This is a genomic window from Nonomuraea sp. NPDC050328 (assembly GCF_044459405.1).
In the GTDB taxonomy this organism is placed as follows: domain Bacteria; phylum Actinomycetota; class Actinomycetes; order Streptosporangiales; family Streptosporangiaceae; genus Nonomuraea.
On record NZ_JBITIW010000011.1, the window covers coordinates 286,689 to 304,495 of the forward strand.

Here is a 17,807-nt window from a genome sequence, read left to right on the forward strand (position 1 = left end):
AAGGCTCTCAAAACGTCGGGCGCCGCTCACGAGCCCGCCGCGCGCAGCGCGGCCGCGAGCCCGGCCGCGCTGTGCCCGGGCGAGACCCCCTCCACCAGTACGGCGGCGCCCGGGACGTGCCCGGTGCGCAGCGGCAGGATGTCCTGGTAGGCCGCCGATTCGTACCAGCCGACGACATGATCCATGTCGGGGAACTCGATGACCACGACGGTGCCGGGCCACTCGCCTTCCCGGACGTCGACCTCGGGCCCGTGGACCAGGAAACGCCCCTGGAAGGGGTCCATGGTGGCCTGGACGCGTTCCATGTACTCGAGGACGTCGGGGTGCGCGGACGGCGTCCTGAGATGGGCGATCGCGTAAGCGGTCATGGGATGAGCCTTTCGTGATCAGACGGTGGGCCGGCCGGCCGAGGCCAGGCTGGCACGGCGGCTCACCGCGGGGGAAAGGCCGAACGCGCATGACCGTGATGCGCGGGACGCATGAGCCCGCTCGATCAGTCCCCGGGCCGGTGGAAGGTGGCGGCCCGGGTCAGAGCCTGGGCGGCTTCCGGGAGGAAGGACCAGAACATGTGGAAGACGTGGGCGTCGATCGGATAGAGGTCGAGTTCCGCCTCCACCCCGTGCTCCGCCGCCCGCTTGGCGAGCAGTCGCGTTTCGTGCACCAGCGCGTCGCCGGTGCCGACCTGAAGGAGCATCGGCGGATATCCGGTCAGGTCCGCCTCGAACGGGTTGAGCACCGGGCCGCGCACCGGATGGCCCTGAAGGTAGTCGCGCGTGGAGTCGCGGCTGAGCGTCAGCAGCGGCACCGACGCCGTGTCGGCCATCAACTCGCAGGTCAGGTCCACCCACGGGCACAGCAACAGCACACGGCCGGGCATCGGCAACCCGCGCTGCCGCAGGACCGCCAGCAGTGACAGGGCCAGCCCGCCGCCGGAGGAGTCGCCCGCCACGGCCAGCGTCGAGGGGTCCTCGGTCCGGTCCAGCAGCCACTGGTAGGCGCGGATCACGTCATCGAGCGCGGCCGGGTAGGGATGCTCGGGGGCTAGCCGGTACTCCGGCAACAGCACCGACGTCCCGGCCGCCACGCAGAACGCGCCCACCAGCGAGCGGTAGCCGTACGCCGACCCCATCGTGTATCCACCGCCATGCAGGTAGAGCACCGTGGGAGGGCGCTCCGCGCCCGGCGTCAGCACGAACGACGGCACCCCGCCGGCGCTGAGCGGGCGCACGTCGATCTCCGTGGGCACGGGGAACTCGGCCAGCAGCGACTCGAAGGCCTCGCGCAACTCCTGCCGGTGCGCGGTGCCGACCAGCGCGTGCCGCGGGTCCATCAGGCGGGCGATCCGGCCGGCCATGTCGTCGCCGGCCGCACGGGCCGCCGCCACCGCGCTGTCGACGTCGGCGAGGATCGCGCGGGCGCGCTCCAGCATCGCGCCTCCGGCGGACGTCAGCTCGACCCGATGGGTGCTGCGGCGTAGCAGCTCGTAGCCGATCAGCCGTTCCAACGCCCGGATCTGGCGGCTCAGCGCGGGCTGCGACAGATACAGCCGCCCGGCCGCCCGGCCGAAGTTCAGCTCGTCGGCCACCGCGACGAACGCGCGCAGATGGCGCAGCTCGATCGCCTCCGGCGCCGGAGGCAAAGGCAGGTTCTCCCTCACGCCGCCATTGTGGGTCATGCGGCTATTGGTCATGCGTCGCCCGCATCGCGGTCATGCACGTTCGGCCTTTCCGCCGGCAGGAACGGCCATGCCAGTCTGACCGCGTCGAAAGGAACACCCATCATGGGCTTGCTGATCAATTCCACCTACATCACGCTCGACGGCGTCATCGGCGACCCGCAGGACTGGCCGTCCACGGGCGACGACGACGGCAGCGCCGAGAAGATCCAGACCGATCTGCTGCTCTCGTCCGACGCCCTGATCATGGGCCGTCGCACCTACGAAGTGTTCGCCGCCACCTGGCCCGAACGCTCCGGCGACGCCTACAGCGACCACATCAACACGATGCCGAAGTACGTCGCCTCCACCACGCTCACCGCCCCGTCCTGGCCGGCCACCAGCGTCCTGGCCGAGCGGGTGGCCGAACGCGTCGCCGAACTCAAGGCCGACGGCGCGCGGCTGGTCCAGTACGGCTTCGGCTCGCTCTCCCGCACGCTGCTGGAGCACGGCCTCATCGACGAGCTGCGGCTGTGGCTGCATCCCTTCCTTGTCGGTGGGGGCGACCTGCTCTTCCACCAGGGCCTGACCGCCCGCTTCGCCCTCGCCGACGTCAGCGTCCTGCCGTCGGGCCTGGCCGTACTGACCTACCGGCCGGAACACGCGCGTGCTTGAGCCTCACGTGGGGTAACCATCCGGTTAGTCACCTCGCCTCCAGCGATCCTCGAGCGGGACAGGGTGTGCCTGGATCCACCCCTGCCCGGTTGACGGGTGCAGTGATCGCGGGCGGTTCAGACGGAATCGTCGACCCCATGCTGAAGACAGAAACACGGACGACCTCCGGCGTCCTGGCGGCTGCGGGGGTGTTCGCCGCCGTCGCCTTCGTGTCATCCGGCGTGCTGGGCGCGACGCAGGCCGGCACACCGATTCCTGCCGAGGTCATCCAGTTGACCCAGTTCGGGCCGGCCCTGGCGGTGGGGATGGTCGCCCTGGTGTGGCCGGGCCTCGCCCGGTCGGCGCTGTCCGGTGCCTGGGGTCGGGGCGGAGGGGTGGATGGTCAGGGGCTGCTACTGCTCGTCACCACCCCTCTGATCGTCGCCCTCTGCGCCGGCGGCTATGGCGTGCTCACGGGCGATGCCCGCTACACCGGACCGGAGACGCTGAGCAACCCGTTCGCGCTGATCGTGGCCGCGCAACTGATCGGCGCGTGCGCGGAGGAGATCGGCTGGCGCTGCCTGCTGCAGCCGCTGCTGCGCCGCCGGTACGGCCCGCTGACGGCGTCGATCGTGGTGGGGCTGCTGTGGGGGCTGTGGCACGTCCCGGTGTTCGGCAAGCCGCCGGCGTACACGGCCGCGTTCCTGGTGGCGACGGTGTCGATGTCGGTCGTGATGGGCCTGGCGATGGAGCGAGTGCGCGCCCACCGGCTGTTGCTGGCCGGGGGCTTCCACACGCTGATCAACCTCGGCCTGCTGCTGTTCATGGGAGGAGAGCGGGGCAGTCGTGCCGATGGCGCTGTTCGGGACGTCGTGCGCGCTGGCGGCACTGCTGTGGACGTGGAAGGCCCCCAGTAGAATCCACCACCGATGAGGGCGAAGAGGGCGCTGGCCGCGGTGGGGCGCTGCCAGTTGGCGGGGCTGCAGGCGGTGGCGGTGTCCGCGGTCGGGTCGCTGGTCGTCCTGGCCCTGCTGCTCTTGCCGATCGGCGCCGGATTCCGGTTGCTCGTGCCCGCGGCGTCGGCGCTGCGGGCGCTGTCGGACCGCTCCCGCTCCCGCGCCGCCCGGTGGACAGGGACGCGGATCAGCGCGCCTGAGCCGCTCGCCGGCGATCCTTCGTGGAGCAGGCGCAGGAGAGCGGGCGCGATCCTCGCCGACGAGGGATTCTGGCGGCACGCCCAGCGCGGTGAGCAGCCGCGACAGCGCGGTCCCCGGGTCGAGCGGGACCGGGTCCATGCCGCGCAGGTCCAGGGAGAAGCGGCCGTCGGGGAACAGGTCCGCCAGTTGCCCGGCGGCCCGTACGGCCAGGGCTGTCTTGCCGATCCCCGCGGTGCCGGAGATCGCGGCCACGACAGCGGTCCCCGCGTCCGATTCGATCGCGGTGTCGTGGTCTGCGGCGCGGATCGCCAGGTCACGCAGCGTGCGCAGTTCCCAGGCCCGGCCGGTGAAGTCGCCCACGCCACGGGGGAGCTCGCACGCGCCCCTCGCCAGGGCGTCCTGGCGCAGCCGTCCATCGCGCGCCACCACCGCCAGGGCCGTCCGTTGCGCGTCGTCGAGCGGGAGCGCCTCGGCCAGCGCCTCGACCGTGCGCCGTTGCGGGCTCCGGCTGATCCCGCGTTCCATGTCGCTGATGGCCCGCACGCTGACGCCCGAGGCCTCGGACAGCTCCTCGATGGTGAGCCCGGCGGCCTGCCGACGGCTCCGCAGCAGGCTGCCGAACGACTCCGCCACCCGTCCCCCTCATCCACACCTGTCCCGTCTTCAGCCTATCTACCTGGGCTTAGGGTCAGTGCACAGCAACGACCGAACGGCTCCGCCGCCCTGGCCGACGGTGAAGTGATGCTGCGGATCCGCGCGAGCAGGTCATGAGGCGTAGGTGTGCGAAACCACCCTCCGTGTCCGGAGGACGCTCGGAGCGCCGCAGCAGAGCCGCGGCCTGCGCCGGTACGGCTGGGGGCCGGTGAGCTACACCCCAGGCCACGCACCTGACTCCTCAGCCTGTCCTGCATGTTGACCGCAAGCTGATGGGGGAGTCCTTTCGGGAAGGCGCCTGATTGTCGGTCCATATCCCCGAATCGGATGCCAATGCCCCATCAAAAGCGCCATAAGCCTAAAGTCGGACATTATTGCGAGATGTTGACAGGCGCATAACGTCGCCTATGGATTGCCCCACAAAAGCCTCGGGTAGCTCTCGAATGGTTATTTCCACCAAGCAAGATCACTCAGGCAAACGAAGGGGTGGCCTGTTTAATGGCGCATTTCTCCCGCGCGCTCACCAAGAGCGTGCAGATTCTGGCCGTTTCCGCGGCGGCGGCGGCGGGCTGCATGGTGCCGGCGGTCGCGGCGAACGCCGCCGAGGTCAGGCAGCCGGTCGCGCCGCCGCAGGTGTCGGGCGACAAGCCGCACTTCAAGCGGTTCGGGCACGGCCATCGCCGGGGATGCAAGCACCACCACCGCAAGTGCGACTGCCCGGCCGGTCCGGCGGGCCCCGCAGGCCCCGCGGGTCCGGCAGGCCCCGCGGGCCCTCCCGGCCCGGCGGGTCCCGGTAAGGCCATCGACACCGCCTTCCAGGGTCGCAACAAGTTCATAGGCTACGCCCCCGGCGACGGCAAGACCTACGTCCGCGACCCGCGGACCACGCCGAAGTGGCACGACATCTCCACGATCCCGAACTACCCCGGCTCGGTCATCGACGTCTCGCTCACCGTGATGGGCAGGCGGCTGCACGTCACCGTGCTGAGCAGCACGGGCCTGGTCAGGCAGACGAGCTGCCGGGTCAACTCGAGGCCCGGACAGGGTAGCGTCCCGGCCTGGCCCGGCAACTGCACCCCGTTCGTCGAGCACACGCCGCCTGCCTGACCTCGGGCTCGGTACGGCGGGGCGACCCGTCCGGGGAGCGCGCCATCCCCGGACGGGTCACCGAAGGAGTGCCGCTCTTTCGCGATAAGGCCCTTTCGGCCCATGTTCCGAAGTGTCCGCGGAAACGACAGGAATTCCCTCGATCCGCGGATCCGGATACCGGAGAATTGCACGGAGGCGTGAGTGATTGACCCGCAGATTCTCCAGGTGGAACAGCGCCTGGCCGAGCTCCACATTTCTCCCGGCCGCGTTGACGGCGTCTTCACCAGAGAGACCGCGGTCGCCCTTTGGGCTCTGCAGAAGCTCAACGGGCTCCGGCCGGTCTCGAAACTCACCCCCGCCACCCTGCGCGCGCTCCAGCGGCCTCGCAAGATCCACGCTCCGGTGCGTGACGGCGTCGTCGTCGACCTCAGCCGCCAGGTGCTGTTCCTGTACGAGCGCGGGAAGATCCGGCTCATCTCGCACGTGTCCACCGGGGCCAACCGCTACTACTGCATGAAGGGCCGCTGCGGCTACGCGGTCACCCCGCTCGGCGACTACCGGGTCTTCCGCCGCGTCCACGGCTGGGACCGCGGCCCGCTCGGGTCGATGTACAAGACCATGTACTTCAACCACGGCATCGCCCTGCACGGCTCGAAGACCGTGCCCCGCTGGCCGGCGTCCCATGGCTGTGTCCGCTTGCCGATGCACGTCGCCGACCGGCTCTTCCGCCAGGTCGAGGTCGGCACCATGGTCCGGGTACGCCCATGACGAACGCCGTCCCGCGCGCACCTCTCGCTCGCGCGTGAGCGAGGAGAAACGTCAGTACGCCCCCGTTGTGGTGGCTTCCTGGCCGCGTGCGGCTTTGGCCAACGGACTCCGCGTGTCAGGCAGGCGCTGGGCCGGTCGCTGCCGCCGGGTGCGCGGGAGTGTCGCGGTGGAAAATCGCCAGGAGGGCGAACCAGACCAGGATCATGATCCCGGCCGGGCGCAGGAACTCCTCGGCGAGCAGGGTGCCGGCGAAGGAGTAACCGGCCAGCCAGACCCCGGTGATGACGCCCACCACGCGGACCGGCCAGGAGCGACTGACCAGGGAGCTCGCCACGATCCAGACGCCGGCGAGCACGTGGCCGCCGAGCCGGACCGCCCAAGCCGTGTCGTACTCGACCGCGTTGATCATGAGGATGCCGGCGAGCACGTCGAGAGCCACCCAGCCGTAGCCGGCGGCTTTGGCCCAGGGCGCCGCCTCCAGGCGCGATACCAGAAAGAGGATCGAGAGGTGGAAGAAGACGCCCAGGTATTCTCCCCACGCGACGTCTGGGTCGGTGAAGAAGGCGATCACGGCAGGGAGGAACAGCAGGAGGGGAAGGAGCGCCACCAGGCGCAGGCTGGCGTAGTGCCGCCGAGGATCGAGCATCGGAGAGTCCTTGCACATCGAGCCATGTGGTCGGGACGAACACTAGGAAGTAGGGTGTTGATATGTCAACACTCGGGCCGGGGGAGGCGACCGAGCTGTGGCTGCGGTGGAAGCGCGCCCATGAGATGGTCCGTGCCGCCGTCATCGCCGAAACCACGGCGGCGTCCGGTGTGTCTGAGCCGGAACTGGGCGTCCTGGTCTGCCTGCACGAGTCCGGCGGGAGCTTGCGGCAGAACGCCCTCGCCGCCGCCCTCGGCTGGGACCGGACCCGGCTGTCGCACCTGCTGACCCGGATGGCCGACCGCGGCTACGTCGCCCGCGACAAGATTCCGAACGGGGTGGAGGTCACGCTGTGCCCGGCCGGCAGGCACGTGATCGACGCGACGTTGCCCACACTGGAAATGGCCACCCGACGTCACCTGCTGGACCGGCTCGGCCCGGACGACGCCAGGACGCTCAAGGCCCTCATCGACGGCCTTCTGTCGGGCGAAGGGGCGGCAGCAGAGGCATCCAATGCGGAGCCATGACGCCGCACCCTCCCCAGCCACCGCCTCGTCCTGCCAGGTCCACCCAAGGCATTCGTCACGCTACGCCGTACCCTGGCGGGGTTGTGGGTTCAGCCGGCTCCGAGCAGCCACGGAGCTCATGCTGAGGGGGCGCGTATGACGGGTCGCCTGCGAACAGTCGCAGCCCCCAGCCCATGGGGAAGAATGGCACGCTGTGCTTGATCTCAACGCGTTGCGCGCTCCCCGAACCCGGGCTCCCGGACCTGCCCTGCCGCACGTCAGCGACTTGACCGGCCCCGGCGGGCTACGGCTGCGCCATTACCGGCCGGCCGACGAGCCCCGGCCGTTGATGGTGTTTCTGCACGGTGGCGCGTTCATCCTGGGCGACCTCGACAGCCACGATCGCACCTGCCGCCGGATCGCCGCCGCCTGCGGTGTGGAGGTGCTGGCCGTCGACTACCGGCTCGCACCCGAGCATCCGTACCCGGCGGCGATCGACGACGCGGTCGAGGTGCTGCGCTGGGCCAAGCCGTGGGCCGTCGCCGGGGACAGCGCGGGCGGCTACCTGGCCACGATGGCTTGCCTTCGGCTGCGTGACGCCGGGGAGCCGTTGCCTGCCGCGCAGGTGCTCATCTGCCCGAACACCGACCTCACGCTCGCGTCGGCGAGCGTGCGGGAGCAGGGCGGGTGGGGGCTCGATCCGGCGTTCCTGCGCGAGGCGATCTCCTACTGGACGCCCGACCCCGCCGACCCGGCGGCGAGCCCGTTGAGCACGCCCGGTCTGCACGACCTGCCTTCCGCCGTGGTGATCACCGCCGAGCGTGACCCCCTGCGTGACGAGGGCGAAGCCTATGCCGAGCGGCTGCGCGAGGCCGGTGTCGAGGTGATGGGCAGGCGGGAGGAGGGCCTGGAGCACGGCTTCATCCAGAATCTCGACGAGGCGGCCGTCGCCGCCAGCGAGCGGATCTTCCGGGACATCCAGCGCCTTCTGCCGTGACCGCTAGATGGCCTCGGTAGGGCCGCTGAGGCGTGGGGGATCCCGCAGCCAGCCCGCGATGGTGTCGACGAAGGTAGGGGCGTCGTCGAGCCAGGGGAAGTGTCCCGCGTCCTTCTGCACGGCCAGCTCGGCTGCGGGGAGCCAGGCGGCGAGCTCGGCCACGCCCGTGGGCGGGCTGTTGAGATCGACCTCGCCCGCGAGCACGAGCGCGGGCGAGGTGAAGGCCGCCAGCGCGGCGCGAACGGCCTCGGGGTCGAAGGCGCCCGGCGCGACGTACATCCCGGCGGCGGCCTCGTTGAACTGCGCGGCGCCGTCGGCTTCCATCTTCTGGGCGGCCTCGTCCCAGCGGCCGTAGGCCAGCGGGGCGAGCGCGTTCCAGTCCTCCTCGGTCGCGGTGCCCGCGGCGGCGGCCTCCAGCGCCCGTGCGGCCTCCGGATACCAGGGCTCGCCCGCGCGCCTGGCGGCGAGGTCGCGCCGGTCCTGGGCGGTGATCGCGATGCCGGGAAGGATCATGCTCGGGGTGACGAGCACCAGCTTGGAGACGCGCTCGGGGTGGGCGGCGGTGTACAGGAGCGCGAGGCTGGTGCTCGCCGAGTGGCCGAGCAGGTCCATGGAGTCGAGCCCGAGGTGGACTCTGAGCGCCTCGACGTCCTCGACCTGGCGGTCGCAGCGGTACGTCTGGTGATCGTCGGGGGTCGCCGAGTCTCCGGTGCCCCGGAGGTCCAGCATGATCAGCGTCCGGTGGCCGGCCAGTCCACCGAGATCGCCGAGGTAGGCGGAGGCGCGCATGGGCCCGCCGGGCAGGCAGACCAGGGGTTCGCCCTCCCCGGTCTGCCTGTAGGCGAGCGTCGTTCCGTCATAGGAAGTGAAGTACGGCATGCGCTATTTGTAGCGCCTTGCGACTTTCACGGTCAGCGGTGGGCCATGTCGCTTCAGCCGCGGGCCCGTCACCGGCCTGCCGGGCGTACTCAGCCATGAGCGCGCCCGGCGACCCGGTCTCAGCCGATCGCGCGCAGCACCGCGGCGATGAGCCGGTGGTTCTCCAGCGCCCCGCCGCCTCCGCCGGTGGCGAAGCGGTTGCGCGTGTAGCTGTAGGCGAGCTCGTGATGCGGGTCGGCGAACGCCTGCGCGCCCACCGCGCCACTGTGCCCGAACGCGCCGGCACTGAGCAGGGGATAGCGGACCCCTTGAGCCTCGAAACCCAGGAGAAAGTGGTCGGGCTCTCCGGTGACGAGATCGATGCCGGACGCGTGCGGCCGGGTGAACTCGGCCAGGGTCGCCGGGGTCAGCAACGGCGAGCGCCCGTCGACCTCGGAGATGGCCGCGGCGTAGAGCGCGGCCAGGCCGCGGGCGTTGCCCACGCTCCCCGAGGAGGTGGGACCCAGCGCGCGCACGGCCCGGGTGTTGGCGAAGTCCACCAGATCGGTCGGCGGGGTGGCATGGAGGTTGAAGGCGATCCCGGTCAGGCTGTCCGGCGCGGGAGCGCCCTGCCCGCCCTCACGCGCCGGCCGCACCGGTACGTAACGAGCCTCCAGGGCCTCAGGCAGTCCCAGGTAGAAGTCCAGTCCGTAGGGCTTGCGCACCCGCTCGGCGTAGATCTCCTGGATCGACAGTCCGGTCACCCGGCGCACCACCTCGCCGACGAGCGCGCCGATGACGAAGGCGTGGTAACCGTACGCGCTCCCAGGGCGCCAGTAGGGTCGCTGAGCGGCCAGCCGCGCGGCGAGCAGCCGGTCGTCGGCCAACTCCGCCGCACTGAACCCGCCGTCCACCCCGATCAGCCCCGCGCGGTGCCCGAGCAGGTCTCGGAGGGTGAGGTCGCCCTTGCCCTCCGCGGCGAACTCCGGCCAGTGCGCGGCCACGGCCCGGTCCAGGTCCAGCACGCCCTCCTGCACCAGCAACGCGACGACCAGGTAGGCCGCGCCCTTGCCGGATGAGTACAACGCGAACAGGGACTCACCGCTCACCCCCGGCCCCGCCCACAGGTCCACCACCTCCCGGCCGGCCACTCGTACGGCGAGCTGCGCGCCCAGCCCGGGCTCCGCGGTGACGGCCGCGGCGAACTCGTCCCTGACGTTCTCGAAGCCGTCGGCGACGGCGCCTCGTACCTGGATGGTGTCCGCTCCCTTCACCTGGCCTTGGCGATCAGCTTCCGGAGCAGGCCGAGAATCCTGGATCTCGCTCATCAAATGATCATCCTTTTCCTGTAGACATACTGCGGTCGACGGCGGCGACATGAACGGGTGGTGCGCGGCAGCCCGGCGCGAGCGAGGGCCGGCGGCGTGCCCAGTTCACTCCGGCCGGCAGAACTTCCCTGGCCATCCCTGAGACGAGGAACCCTGACCACGATCCTGCGCCGCGTGATCAGGCGTCGAGTGCGGCGGCGATCTTGGCGGCCATGGCGGCGACGGTCGGGCTGGGCTCGCCCTCGTGGAGGCGCGCGGCGGCCTCCACCGCGACGGTGACGGTGTCGCGGAAGTTGCCGGCCTCGTTCGGCGCCTGCCGCTTCAGCAGGGCCATGGAGGCGGTCAGCGCCGGCAGCACCTGGTCGGCGAGTTCGGCGACCGACCTTCCCCACTTCACGCCCTTGGGCGCCTTGGCGAGCACATGGCCGACCGGGCCGGTCGCCGAGGTCAGCGCGATGGCGCCCTCGGTGCCCGCCCGATGGGCGGAACCGGCGGCGCTCGCGGCGGACATCAGGGAGACCGCGCCCCAGGCGGCGGTGCGGAGGGTGAGCTGGTCCTGGTCGGTGAGGGTGCCGGTGAGGGTGATGGACATGGTGGTGAACTCCTTGGTGAAGAGGTGTCGTGCTGGTTGGGTCAAAGGTCGCGGATGGCGCTGACACGAGGCGGTCGCCGCCCTGACATGGCCACTGCCATGCCGCTCGGGTCGCCGGCTCAGGTGGTGGCGGCGACCGGGGTGGGTTGGGCGCGTGCCGTACGGCCGCGCAGGAGGAACAGGGCCAGGACGGCCGCGCCGAGCACGCCGGCGGCGGCGCCGGTGAACGCGGTCGACATGGCCGCGTCGTAGGCGTGCCGCGCGGCCGAGGCCAGCGAAGGATCGGCGACCGCGGCCGCCACCGAGCGGCGGGCCGCCTCAGGCGCGCCGGCGGGCATCGCCGCGGCGAAGCTGCTGGTGGCGAGGCTGCCCAGGATGGCCACGCCGAGCGCGGCGCCGGCCTGCTGGATGGTGTCGTTCAGGGCCGAACCGACACCGGCCTGCTCGGTGGGCACCGCGCTCATCAGCGCGGCGATCGCCGTCGGCCCGGCCAGGCCGCTGCCCGCGCCCAGCACGACCTGCGCGACGGCCAGCGCCAGGAAGCTGTCGGGAGAGGAGAGGGCGAGCACGGCGAATCCCGCGCCCATGACCAGCATGCCGAGGACGGCGGTGCTGCGGTTGCCGAGCTTGCCGCCGAGTGCCGCGCCGACGCCGTTGAAGGCCACCGAGGCGATGACCATGGGGATGAAGGCCAGTCCCGCCTGGGCCGGGGTGTAGCCGAGGACGAACTGCATGTACTGCGTCAGCACCAGGAGCATGCCGCCGCTGCCGATCTGCACCAGCGTGAGTGACAGGCTGCCGCCGGCGAAGTCGCGGTTGCGGAAGAGGTGGAGCGGCACCATCGGGTGCTCGGTGCGCAGCTCCCAGCCGATGAAGGCGCCCAGCGCGACGACGGCGACGAGCAGCGGGATCCAGGCGACGCCGTGGGCGAGTTCGTTGATCGTCCAGACGAGGGCGGACATGCCGATCACGGACAGCACGGCGCCGACCGGGTCGGGCCGGGCCGCCGCGCCCCTGGACTCGGGCATGACGGTCAGGGCGGCGACGATGGCGAGAACCGCGAGCGGGACGTTGATCCAGAAGACCGACTCCCAGCCGAGCGTGGCGATCAGCGCGCCGCCCGCCACGGGGCCGCCGACCAGGCCCAGGACGGCGAAGGCGGCTCCTGCGGCCATGGCCTTCCGGCGTTCGGCCTCGCCGGGGAAGACGACCATGAGGATGGACAGGGTGTTGGGCATGATCATCGCCCCGCCGACGCCCATCGCGACGCGGGCGGCGATGAGCTGGCCGGGGTCGGTGGCGAAGGTGGCGGCGAGCGAGGCGGCGCCGAACAGCGCCAGGCCGATGACCATGAGCCTGCGCCTGCCGTACCGGTCGGAGAGAGAGCCCGCGGTGAGCAGCAGACCGGCGAAGACCAGCATGTAGGACTCGAGGATCCACTGCAGGTCCTGCGAGGTGGCTCCGAGGTCGGCGGCGAGGGCCGGCACGGCGACGGTGAGCGCCATGTTGTCGATGACCAGCACCAGCGTGCTCAGGCAGAGCACGATGAGGATCAGCCAGCGACGGGGATGCGGTTGCATGGGTTCAGCTTTCTGTTCGTGGGGGACGCGGCCAGGTGCTCCTGTCAGACGGCGAACGTTTTCGCCGCTTCCGCGCCCTTGGACTGGTTCTCGGTGATGAAGGGACGTAGGTCGCGCTCGTACGCGGGGAACGCGGCCGTGTGGTCGCCCGCCGACTCCAGCAGGCGGGCCGCCAGCACGTGGGCGCCGATCAGCGCCTGAGAGGCGCCCGCGCCCGCCGTCGGCGCCGCGCAGTACGCGGCGTCGCCGACGAGGACGACGCGGCCGTGTGACCAGCGGTCCATGGTGATCTGGCAGGCGGAGGCGAAGGAGAAGTCGGGTGCAAGGCGCATCGCCTCCAGCAGGCGCGGCACCTGCCACACCGCGCCCGCGAAGCGCTCGCGGACCAGGCGTTCCTGAGCGTCGCGGCCGAGCCGGTCGGCGTGCGGTGAGGCGGTGGCGCCCCACAGGCTCACGATCATCCTGTCCGGGTTCCGGGCGCTGAACAGGTGCACGGACCGGCCAGGCGTGCTGTACCGCAGGGCCTCGCGGCCGAGTCCCAGCCAGTTGGCCGTCGTGAAGCCGACGCCCGACAGGCCGAGGTGCCGCACGAAGTCGCGATGCGGGCCGAAGACGTGGCGGCGCACGTTGGAGTAGAGGCCGTCGGCGCCGATCACCAGGTCGTACCGGCGCCCGGAGGCCCTGGCGAACGCGACGCTGACGCCGTCCTCGTCGCGGTCGATCGCGGTGATCGAGTCGTCGAAGACGTAGCGGACATCGTCGGCGGTGTTGCTGTGCAGCAGGCGCGTCACGTCGGCCTGGAGCACCTCCAGGCCGTCGGCGACCGTCCTGACGGGCAGCTCGCCGGCGGGCTTGCCGTCGGCGTCGATCAGCGTGATCGCGTCCATCCGCAGGGCGTGATCCCGCATCTGCGGCAGCAGGCCCATGCCGTCCAGGACGCCGAGCGCGTCGCCACGGAAGCCGACGGCGTGGAGGCCGCCGCGCAACGCGGCGGCGCGTTCCACCACGGACACCCCGTAGCCCTGCCGGTGGAGCCAGTACGCCAGCGACATGCCCGCGACACCGGCACCGGAGATCAGCACCTCTCCACTCATGTCCTGTATGGCGTGAGACCTGGGGAAATATTGAGCGGAGACGTTGATAAGTTCGGCTATATGACCTCTATGCGTTTCTCACTCCTGGGCCCGGTAGAGGTCAGCATCGGCGAGCACACGCTGGGCGGAGCGCCGCGGCATCGCGCGATGCTCGCCTACCTGCTGTTGCACGCGGGACGTACGGTGAGCACGGACCAGCTCATCGAGGCGATGTGGGGGCCGACTCCGCCGGACACCGCCAAGGCCCAGGTCCAGGCGTCGGTGATGGCGATACGCCGGATGCTGCGCGCGGCGCAGGCCGGGGCCGCCGGGGACGCCGGGGACGCCGCGGACGCCGGGGACATCGTGCGGACGCGTCCGTCGGGCTATGCCGCGGTGCCGGAGCCCGGTCAGGTGGACGTCCACGAGTTCAGAAGGCTGGCCGCGGGCGACAGCGAGGAGATCCGGCAGGCGCTCGCGCTCTGGCGGGGGCCGGCGCTGGCCGACGTGCAGGCCGACTACGTGCCCGCCACCAGGGCCCTGCTGGAGGAACAACGGCTGACGGCCGTCGAGCGGCTGGCCGAGCTGGAACTCGCGGCCGGACGGCAGGCCGTTCTGCTCGACGAGCTGGCCGCGGAGGTGGCCGCCCACCCGCTCAGGGAGCGGCTGCGCGGGCAGTACATGCTCGCGCTGCACCGGTCGGGACGGCAGGCGGAGGCGCTGGCGACCGCGCGCGACTACCGGGCGACCTTGGCCGAGCAGCAGGGACTGGATCCCAGCCGGGAGTTCGCGGCGGTCGAGGAGACCGTGCTGAGGGGCGACCGGCCCGCGGTGGTGAGCTTCCTGCCGTACGACGTGCCCGACTTCGCGGGACGGCGAGCCGAGCTCGACCGGCTCACCATGAGGCCCGACGGGGTCGGCGTGGTCGCGATCGACGGCATGGCGGGCATCGGCAAGACCACGCTGGCCGTTCACGCGGCACACCTGCTCGCCGAGCGCTTCCCCGACGGCGCCTTCTTCGTCGACCTCCAGGCCCACACCGCCGGCCGTGATCCCGTGGACCCGGGTGAGGCTCTGGAGATCCTGCTGCGCCAGCTCGGCGTGCCCGCGGAGCGCATACCGCCGGGGACCCCGGAACGCTCCGCGCTGTGGCGTGGCGAGCTGTCAGGGCTGCGCGCCCTGGTCGTGCTCGACAACGCCGCCGACACCCAGCACGTCCGGCCCCTGCTGCCCGGCGGCTCCGGCGCCCTGGCCGTGATCACGAGCCGGCGCCGGCTGGTCGACCTGGACGGCGCGCACGCCCTGTCCGTCGACGTGCTTTCGGAGCGCGACGCGGCCGAGCTGTTCACCGGCGTCGTCGGGCCGCGGGCGCGGCAGGAGCCCGCGGCCGTCGCCGAGGTGCTGCGCCTGTGCGGGTTCCTGCCGCTCGCCGTCCGCATCGCCGCCGCGCGGTTGCGCCACCGTCCGCGCTGGACGGTGGACTACCTCGCCGCCCGGCTCCGCGACCAGAGCCGCCGCCTGGACGAACTGGCCACCGCGGAACGGGGCGTGGCGGCCGCCTTCGCGCTGTCGTACGAGCAGGTGAGTGCCGATCACCGTCGCATGTTCCGCCTGCTCGGCCTGCACCCCGGCCAGGACATCGACGCCTACGCGGCCGCAGCCCTCGCCGGGCTGAGCGTCACGCGTGCCGAGTCGCTGCTGGAGGACCTGCTCGACGCGCACATGCTCCTCCAGCAGGAACCGGGCCGCTACACCTTCCACGACCTGCTGCGCGACCACGCCCGATCGGCGGCCCGCCAGGAGGAGCAGGACGAGGAGGGGGCGGCGGCCCTGACCCGGCTCTTCGCCTTCTACAGCCACGTCGCGGGCGAGGCCGCCCGCCTCAAGTACCACGATCTCGTCCTCCCCGTGCCGCACGAGCCGCCGAACCTGCCGACCCCGTCCCTGCTCGGCCCCGCCGACGCCATGACCTGGCTGGACGCGGAGCTGCCCGTCCTGCTCGCCGTCGGCGCGCACGCGGCGGAACACGGCTGGCCCGCGCAGGCGTTCCTCCTGTCCACGACCCTCTTCCCCTACCTGGAGGAACGAGGCCGCCGCAGCACCGCTCTCGCTCTCCATCTGCACGCCCTCACGGCAGTACGGCAGGCAGGCGACCGCCGCCGTGAGGGCCGCACCCTCGCCGACCTGGCCAGAACCCACCACGCCATGGGAAACGTGGAGCAGGCCGTGCGGTACGCCCTGGACGCCATCACCACGTGCCGGGCCGTCGGTGACCCGGAGGGCGAGGCGGTCGGACACCACTACCTGGGCCACTCGCTCGAACGCCAAGGCGACCTTCATGACGCCCAGGACCACTACCAGCAGGCGCTGAACCTCTTCCAGTCGGCGGGCAACCGCGTCGGCCCGGGCGTCCTCCTGATCGACGTGGGCAGGATCTACGGGCACCTGGGCAAGCCCGATCTCGCCCGCGACCATCTGGAACGCGCTCAGCGGATCAACCACGAGATCAGCAGCCCGGCGGGCGTGTGGAACGCCCTGCTCTCCCTCGGCGAAGTCCACCGCGACCAGGGCGAGCACGACGCCGCCCGCCACGTGCTCGAGCGCGCCTACGCGATCAGCCGCGACCTCGGCCCGCACCTGCAAGCCGAGACGCTCAACGGCCTGGGCGCCGCCGCTCACACCATGGGCGACCACGACCAAGCCCTCATCGATCACGATGCCGCCCTCGCCCTGGCCACGGAGATCGATGATCGCCACGAAGCCGCCCACGGCCACCTCGGCCTGGCCAAGGCCCGTCACGCCCTCGGCCACACCGCCCTCGCCCGCACCCACGCCCAGGCGGCGCTCCGCCTGCTCGAAGAACTCGGCAACCCCGCCGCCGACGCTGCCAGAGCCCTCCTGTGAAGCCCGGCCGCTACGCGCCGCAGCGGGGCCCAGGTGGCTCCACCCTTCGATGGCACAAGCGCCTCAGCCGCTGGCGCCGCGACGGCCATCGCGGCGAGCCGGTCCTCGAGATGCGGGGAGTCACTCAGGGAACCTCCCAGACCGGGCGGATCTCGATCCCCGCTCCGAGCGGGCACCTCCGGGCGAGCTCCTCGGCCTCCTCCACCCCCGCGCAGTCGACGAGATAGAACCCGGCCAGCTCCTCCCGCAGAGCCACGAACGGCCCGTCCGCCGCGACCACCCCGTCCTTCGAGGGACGCAGCGACCTGGCCTCCTTCGACGGATGGAGCGCCTCGCCCGAGAACGTGACGCCCTTGGCCCGCAGATACTCGGCAAAGGCCGCGTGCTCGGCGAGCGCCGCCTCCATCTCCTGCGGCGAGACCGCCTCCCAATATCCCTCGGTGTCGAACAGCAACAGGGCGAATCGCATCACGCACCTCCTTCGTCACCATGACGCACGGCCCAGGCCGGGAATCGACACCGCGCGCCGTTCGCTTGCTTCGCCGTACCTTCAAGACTTGGCGGGTGGGTTGTCGCCGCGCGCCCGGGGAAAGGCCGTTCTTGGCCATGCTGATGGCGGCGGCAGCGGGGGCACGGGCTGGCTGGGCTGGCCAGACGGCTGCGGGTCGGAGGCACGCTTCAAGCGGGCCCCCTGCCCGGTGGCGGCTACCGCCTGCGCGCTGAATGCCCGCGATGATCCGGGTGCTGCTCGTCGACGACCAGGCGCTGGTGCGCGGTGCCCTGGCGGCGCCGCTGAACCTGGAACGAGATCTTGAGGTGGTCGGGCAGGCAGGCTCCGCGACGGAGGCCATCGACGCCGCCCGCGCCGCCCGGCCTGACGTCGTCCTCCTCGACATCCAGATGGCGGGCGGCGACCTGACCCGCGCGATGGCCGCCGGCGCGGCCGGGTTCGTCCTGAAGGACATCAAGCCCGAGCGTCTGGCCGACACCGTACGCAAAGGTTCATGCCGGGCTGCGTGTCGTGGACCCCGATCTGGCCGCCGCGTCGCTGAGCACGGGTATCAGCCCGCTCACCACCCGGGAGGCCGAGGTCCTGGATGCCGCCGCTGACATCGCGCGGCGTCTGCACCTGTCCGAAGGCGCCGTGCGCGATCACCTGTCGGCCGCCATGGGCAAGACGGGCGCGCACCCCCGTACGGCTGGCGACCGAGCACGGCTGGCTGTGACAGAACGTCCTGCCACCGAAGGTCACGCGGCTGCCGATGGGACCCGGGGCACGGCGGCGTTGGGGTCGGCGCCGGCGAAGGCCATCCCGATGATGAAACCCGCCACTTCCTCAAGCTGCCG

At 71.7% G+C, this 17,807-nt stretch carries 17 protein-coding genes and 2 pseudogenes; 9 read left to right on the forward strand and 10 right to left on the reverse strand.

Annotated features, from left to right (window positions below; translation table 11 throughout):
• Positions 1 to 26: 26 nt before the first annotated feature.
• A complete protein-coding gene (locus ACIBG7_RS35285) occupies positions 27 to 368 on the reverse strand; it encodes a DUF1330 domain-containing protein (RefSeq protein ID WP_397339044.1) in 342 nt (113 codons plus the stop codon).
• A gap of 125 nt (positions 369 to 493) precedes the next feature.
• Positions 494 to 1,657 (reverse strand): alpha/beta hydrolase fold domain-containing protein, encoded by a 1,164-nt coding sequence (locus tag ACIBG7_RS35290; RefSeq protein WP_397339045.1) that lies wholly within the window; start codon positions 1,655 to 1,657, stop codon positions 494 to 496.
• A 123-nt stretch (positions 1,658 to 1,780) separates the two neighbouring features.
• On the opposite strand from ACIBG7_RS35290, the gene ACIBG7_RS35295 reads away from it, so the two are divergent.
• The 3 genes and pseudogenes from ACIBG7_RS35295 to ACIBG7_RS35305 all read left to right on the forward strand — a co-directional run.
• Complete coding sequence (locus tag ACIBG7_RS35295) at positions 1,781 to 2,329, forward strand: dihydrofolate reductase family protein (RefSeq protein ID WP_397339046.1); 549 nt, start codon at positions 1,781 to 1,783, stop codon at positions 2,327 to 2,329.
• Between the two features lie 137 nt (positions 2,330 to 2,466).
• Positions 2,467 to 3,225, forward strand: coding sequence for a lysostaphin resistance A-like protein (locus ACIBG7_RS35300; protein WP_397339047.1), 759 nt, complete (start codon positions 2,467 to 2,469; stop codon positions 3,223 to 3,225).
• 12 nt (positions 3,226 to 3,237) lie between these two features.
• A pseudogene (locus tag ACIBG7_RS35305) lies at positions 3,238 to 3,531 on the forward strand (sensor domain-containing protein); the annotation flags it as partial.
• Between the two features lie 426 nt (positions 3,532 to 3,957).
• Here the strand turns inward: ACIBG7_RS35305 and ACIBG7_RS35310 are convergent.
• Positions 3,958 to 4,098 (reverse strand): annotated as a pseudogene (locus tag ACIBG7_RS35310) (helix-turn-helix domain-containing protein); the annotation flags it as partial.
• A 519-nt stretch (positions 4,099 to 4,617) separates the two neighbouring features.
• Here ACIBG7_RS35310 and ACIBG7_RS35315 point away from each other — a divergent pair.
• Positions 4,618 to 5,226, forward strand: a complete 609-nt coding sequence (locus ACIBG7_RS35315; protein WP_357926336.1) for a hypothetical protein — start codon at positions 4,618 to 4,620, stop codon at positions 5,224 to 5,226.
• A 183-nt stretch (positions 5,227 to 5,409) separates the two neighbouring features.
• Positions 5,410 to 5,976 carry a L,D-transpeptidase family protein gene (locus ACIBG7_RS35320; RefSeq protein WP_397339048.1) on the forward strand — a complete coding sequence of 189 codons (567 nt, stop codon included), beginning with the start codon at positions 5,410 to 5,412 and terminating at the stop codon, positions 5,974 to 5,976.
• Positions 5,977 to 6,091: 115 nt separating this feature from the next.
• Here the strand turns inward: ACIBG7_RS35320 and ACIBG7_RS35325 are convergent, their stop codons facing one another.
• Complete coding sequence (locus tag ACIBG7_RS35325; protein WP_397339049.1) at positions 6,092 to 6,622, reverse strand: hypothetical protein; 531 nt, start codon at positions 6,620 to 6,622, stop codon at positions 6,092 to 6,094.
• Positions 6,623 to 6,684: 62 nt separating this feature from the next.
• On the opposite strand from ACIBG7_RS35325, the gene ACIBG7_RS35330 reads away from it, so the two are divergent.
• The gene (locus ACIBG7_RS35330) at positions 6,685 to 7,149 is read left to right on the forward strand and encodes a MarR family winged helix-turn-helix transcriptional regulator (protein ID WP_397339050.1); all 465 of its coding nucleotides are present in this window, start codon (positions 6,685 to 6,687) and stop codon (positions 7,147 to 7,149) included.
• Positions 7,150 to 7,342: 193 nt separating this feature from the next.
• On the forward strand, positions 7,343 to 8,125 hold the full coding sequence (locus tag ACIBG7_RS35335) for an alpha/beta hydrolase (protein ID WP_397339051.1): 783 nt from the start codon (positions 7,343 to 7,345) through the stop codon (positions 8,123 to 8,125).
• Between the two features lie 3 nt (positions 8,126 to 8,128).
• On the opposite strand, the gene ACIBG7_RS35340 is transcribed toward ACIBG7_RS35335, so the two are convergent.
• The 5 genes from ACIBG7_RS35340 to ACIBG7_RS35360 all read right to left on the reverse strand — a co-directional run bounded on the left by ACIBG7_RS35340 (position 8,129) and on the right by ACIBG7_RS35360 (position 13,577).
• A complete protein-coding gene (locus ACIBG7_RS35340) occupies positions 8,129 to 9,004 on the reverse strand; it encodes an alpha/beta fold hydrolase (RefSeq protein WP_397339052.1) in 876 nt (291 codons plus the stop codon).
• 119 nt (positions 9,005 to 9,123) lie between these two features.
• Positions 9,124 to 10,257: a serine hydrolase domain-containing protein gene (locus tag ACIBG7_RS35345; protein WP_397339053.1), complete on the reverse strand. Its 1,134-nt coding sequence runs from the start codon at positions 10,255 to 10,257 to the stop codon at positions 9,124 to 9,126.
• Positions 10,258 to 10,489: 232 nt separating this feature from the next.
• A complete protein-coding gene (locus ACIBG7_RS35350) occupies positions 10,490 to 10,903 on the reverse strand; it encodes a hypothetical protein (protein WP_397339054.1) in 414 nt (137 codons plus the stop codon).
• A 119-nt stretch (positions 10,904 to 11,022) separates the two neighbouring features.
• Positions 11,023 to 12,483: an MFS transporter gene (locus tag ACIBG7_RS35355; RefSeq protein WP_397339055.1), complete on the reverse strand. Its 1,461-nt coding sequence runs from the start codon at positions 12,481 to 12,483 to the stop codon at positions 11,023 to 11,025.
• Between the two features lie 44 nt (positions 12,484 to 12,527).
• Positions 12,528 to 13,577 (reverse strand): FAD-dependent monooxygenase, encoded by a 1,050-nt coding sequence (locus ACIBG7_RS35360; protein WP_397339056.1) that lies wholly within the window; start codon positions 13,575 to 13,577, stop codon positions 12,528 to 12,530.
• A 69-nt stretch (positions 13,578 to 13,646) separates the two neighbouring features.
• Between ACIBG7_RS35360 and ACIBG7_RS35365 the strand changes: the two genes are divergently transcribed.
• A complete protein-coding gene (locus ACIBG7_RS35365) occupies positions 13,647 to 16,460 on the forward strand; it encodes a BTAD domain-containing putative transcriptional regulator (protein ID WP_397339057.1) in 2,814 nt (937 codons plus the stop codon).
• 124 nt (positions 16,461 to 16,584) lie between these two features.
• On the opposite strand, the gene ACIBG7_RS35370 is transcribed toward ACIBG7_RS35365, so the two are convergent.
• The gene (locus ACIBG7_RS35370; protein ID WP_397339058.1) at positions 16,585 to 16,929 is read right to left on the reverse strand and encodes a YciI family protein; all 345 of its coding nucleotides are present in this window, start codon (positions 16,927 to 16,929) and stop codon (positions 16,585 to 16,587) included.
• A 263-nt stretch (positions 16,930 to 17,192) separates the two neighbouring features.
• Here ACIBG7_RS35370 and ACIBG7_RS35375 point away from each other — a divergent pair, with 263 nt between their 5' ends.
• A complete protein-coding gene (locus ACIBG7_RS35375; RefSeq protein ID WP_397339060.1) occupies positions 17,193 to 17,570 on the forward strand; it encodes a response regulator transcription factor in 378 nt (125 codons plus the stop codon).
• Positions 17,571 to 17,807: the final 237 nt, after the last annotated feature.

Excerpts from the sequence above, each read along its gene's own strand:
- ACIBG7_RS35285 (WP_397339044.1), bottom strand. The coding sequence starts at position 368 with ATGACCGCTTACGCGATCGCCCATCTCAGGACGCCGTCCGCGCACCCC.
- ACIBG7_RS35295 (WP_397339046.1), top strand. The coding sequence starts at position 1,781 with ATGGGCTTGCTGATCAATTCCACCTACATCACGCTCGACGGCGTCATC.
- ACIBG7_RS35300 (WP_397339047.1), top strand. The coding sequence starts at position 2,467 with ATGCTGAAGACAGAAACACGGACGACCTCCGGCGTCCTGGCGGCTGCG.
- ACIBG7_RS35315 (WP_357926336.1), top strand. The coding sequence starts at position 4,618 with ATGGCGCATTTCTCCCGCGCGCTCACCAAGAGCGTGCAGATTCTGGCC.
- ACIBG7_RS35325 (WP_397339049.1), bottom strand. The coding sequence starts at position 6,622 with ATGCTCGATCCTCGGCGGCACTACGCCAGCCTGCGCCTGGTGGCGCTC.
- ACIBG7_RS35330 (WP_397339050.1), top strand. The coding sequence starts at position 6,685 with ATGTCAACACTCGGGCCGGGGGAGGCGACCGAGCTGTGGCTGCGGTGG.
- ACIBG7_RS35340 (WP_397339052.1), bottom strand. The coding sequence starts at position 9,004 with ATGCCGTACTTCACTTCCTATGACGGAACGACGCTCGCCTACAGGCAG.
- ACIBG7_RS35350 (WP_397339054.1), bottom strand. The coding sequence starts at position 10,903 with ATGTCCATCACCCTCACCGGCACCCTCACCGACCAGGACCAGCTCACC.
- ACIBG7_RS35355 (WP_397339055.1), bottom strand. The coding sequence starts at position 12,483 with ATGCAACCGCATCCCCGTCGCTGGCTGATCCTCATCGTGCTCTGCCTG.
- ACIBG7_RS35360 (WP_397339056.1), bottom strand. The coding sequence starts at position 13,577 with ATGAGTGGAGAGGTGCTGATCTCCGGTGCCGGTGTCGCGGGCATGTCG.
- ACIBG7_RS35365 (WP_397339057.1), top strand. The coding sequence starts at position 13,647 with ATGCGTTTCTCACTCCTGGGCCCGGTAGAGGTCAGCATCGGCGAGCAC.
- ACIBG7_RS35370 (WP_397339058.1), bottom strand. The coding sequence starts at position 16,929 with ATGCGATTCGCCCTGTTGCTGTTCGACACCGAGGGATATTGGGAGGCG.
- ACIBG7_RS35375 (WP_397339060.1), top strand. The coding sequence starts at position 17,193 with ATGATCCGGGTGCTGCTCGTCGACGACCAGGCGCTGGTGCGCGGTGCC.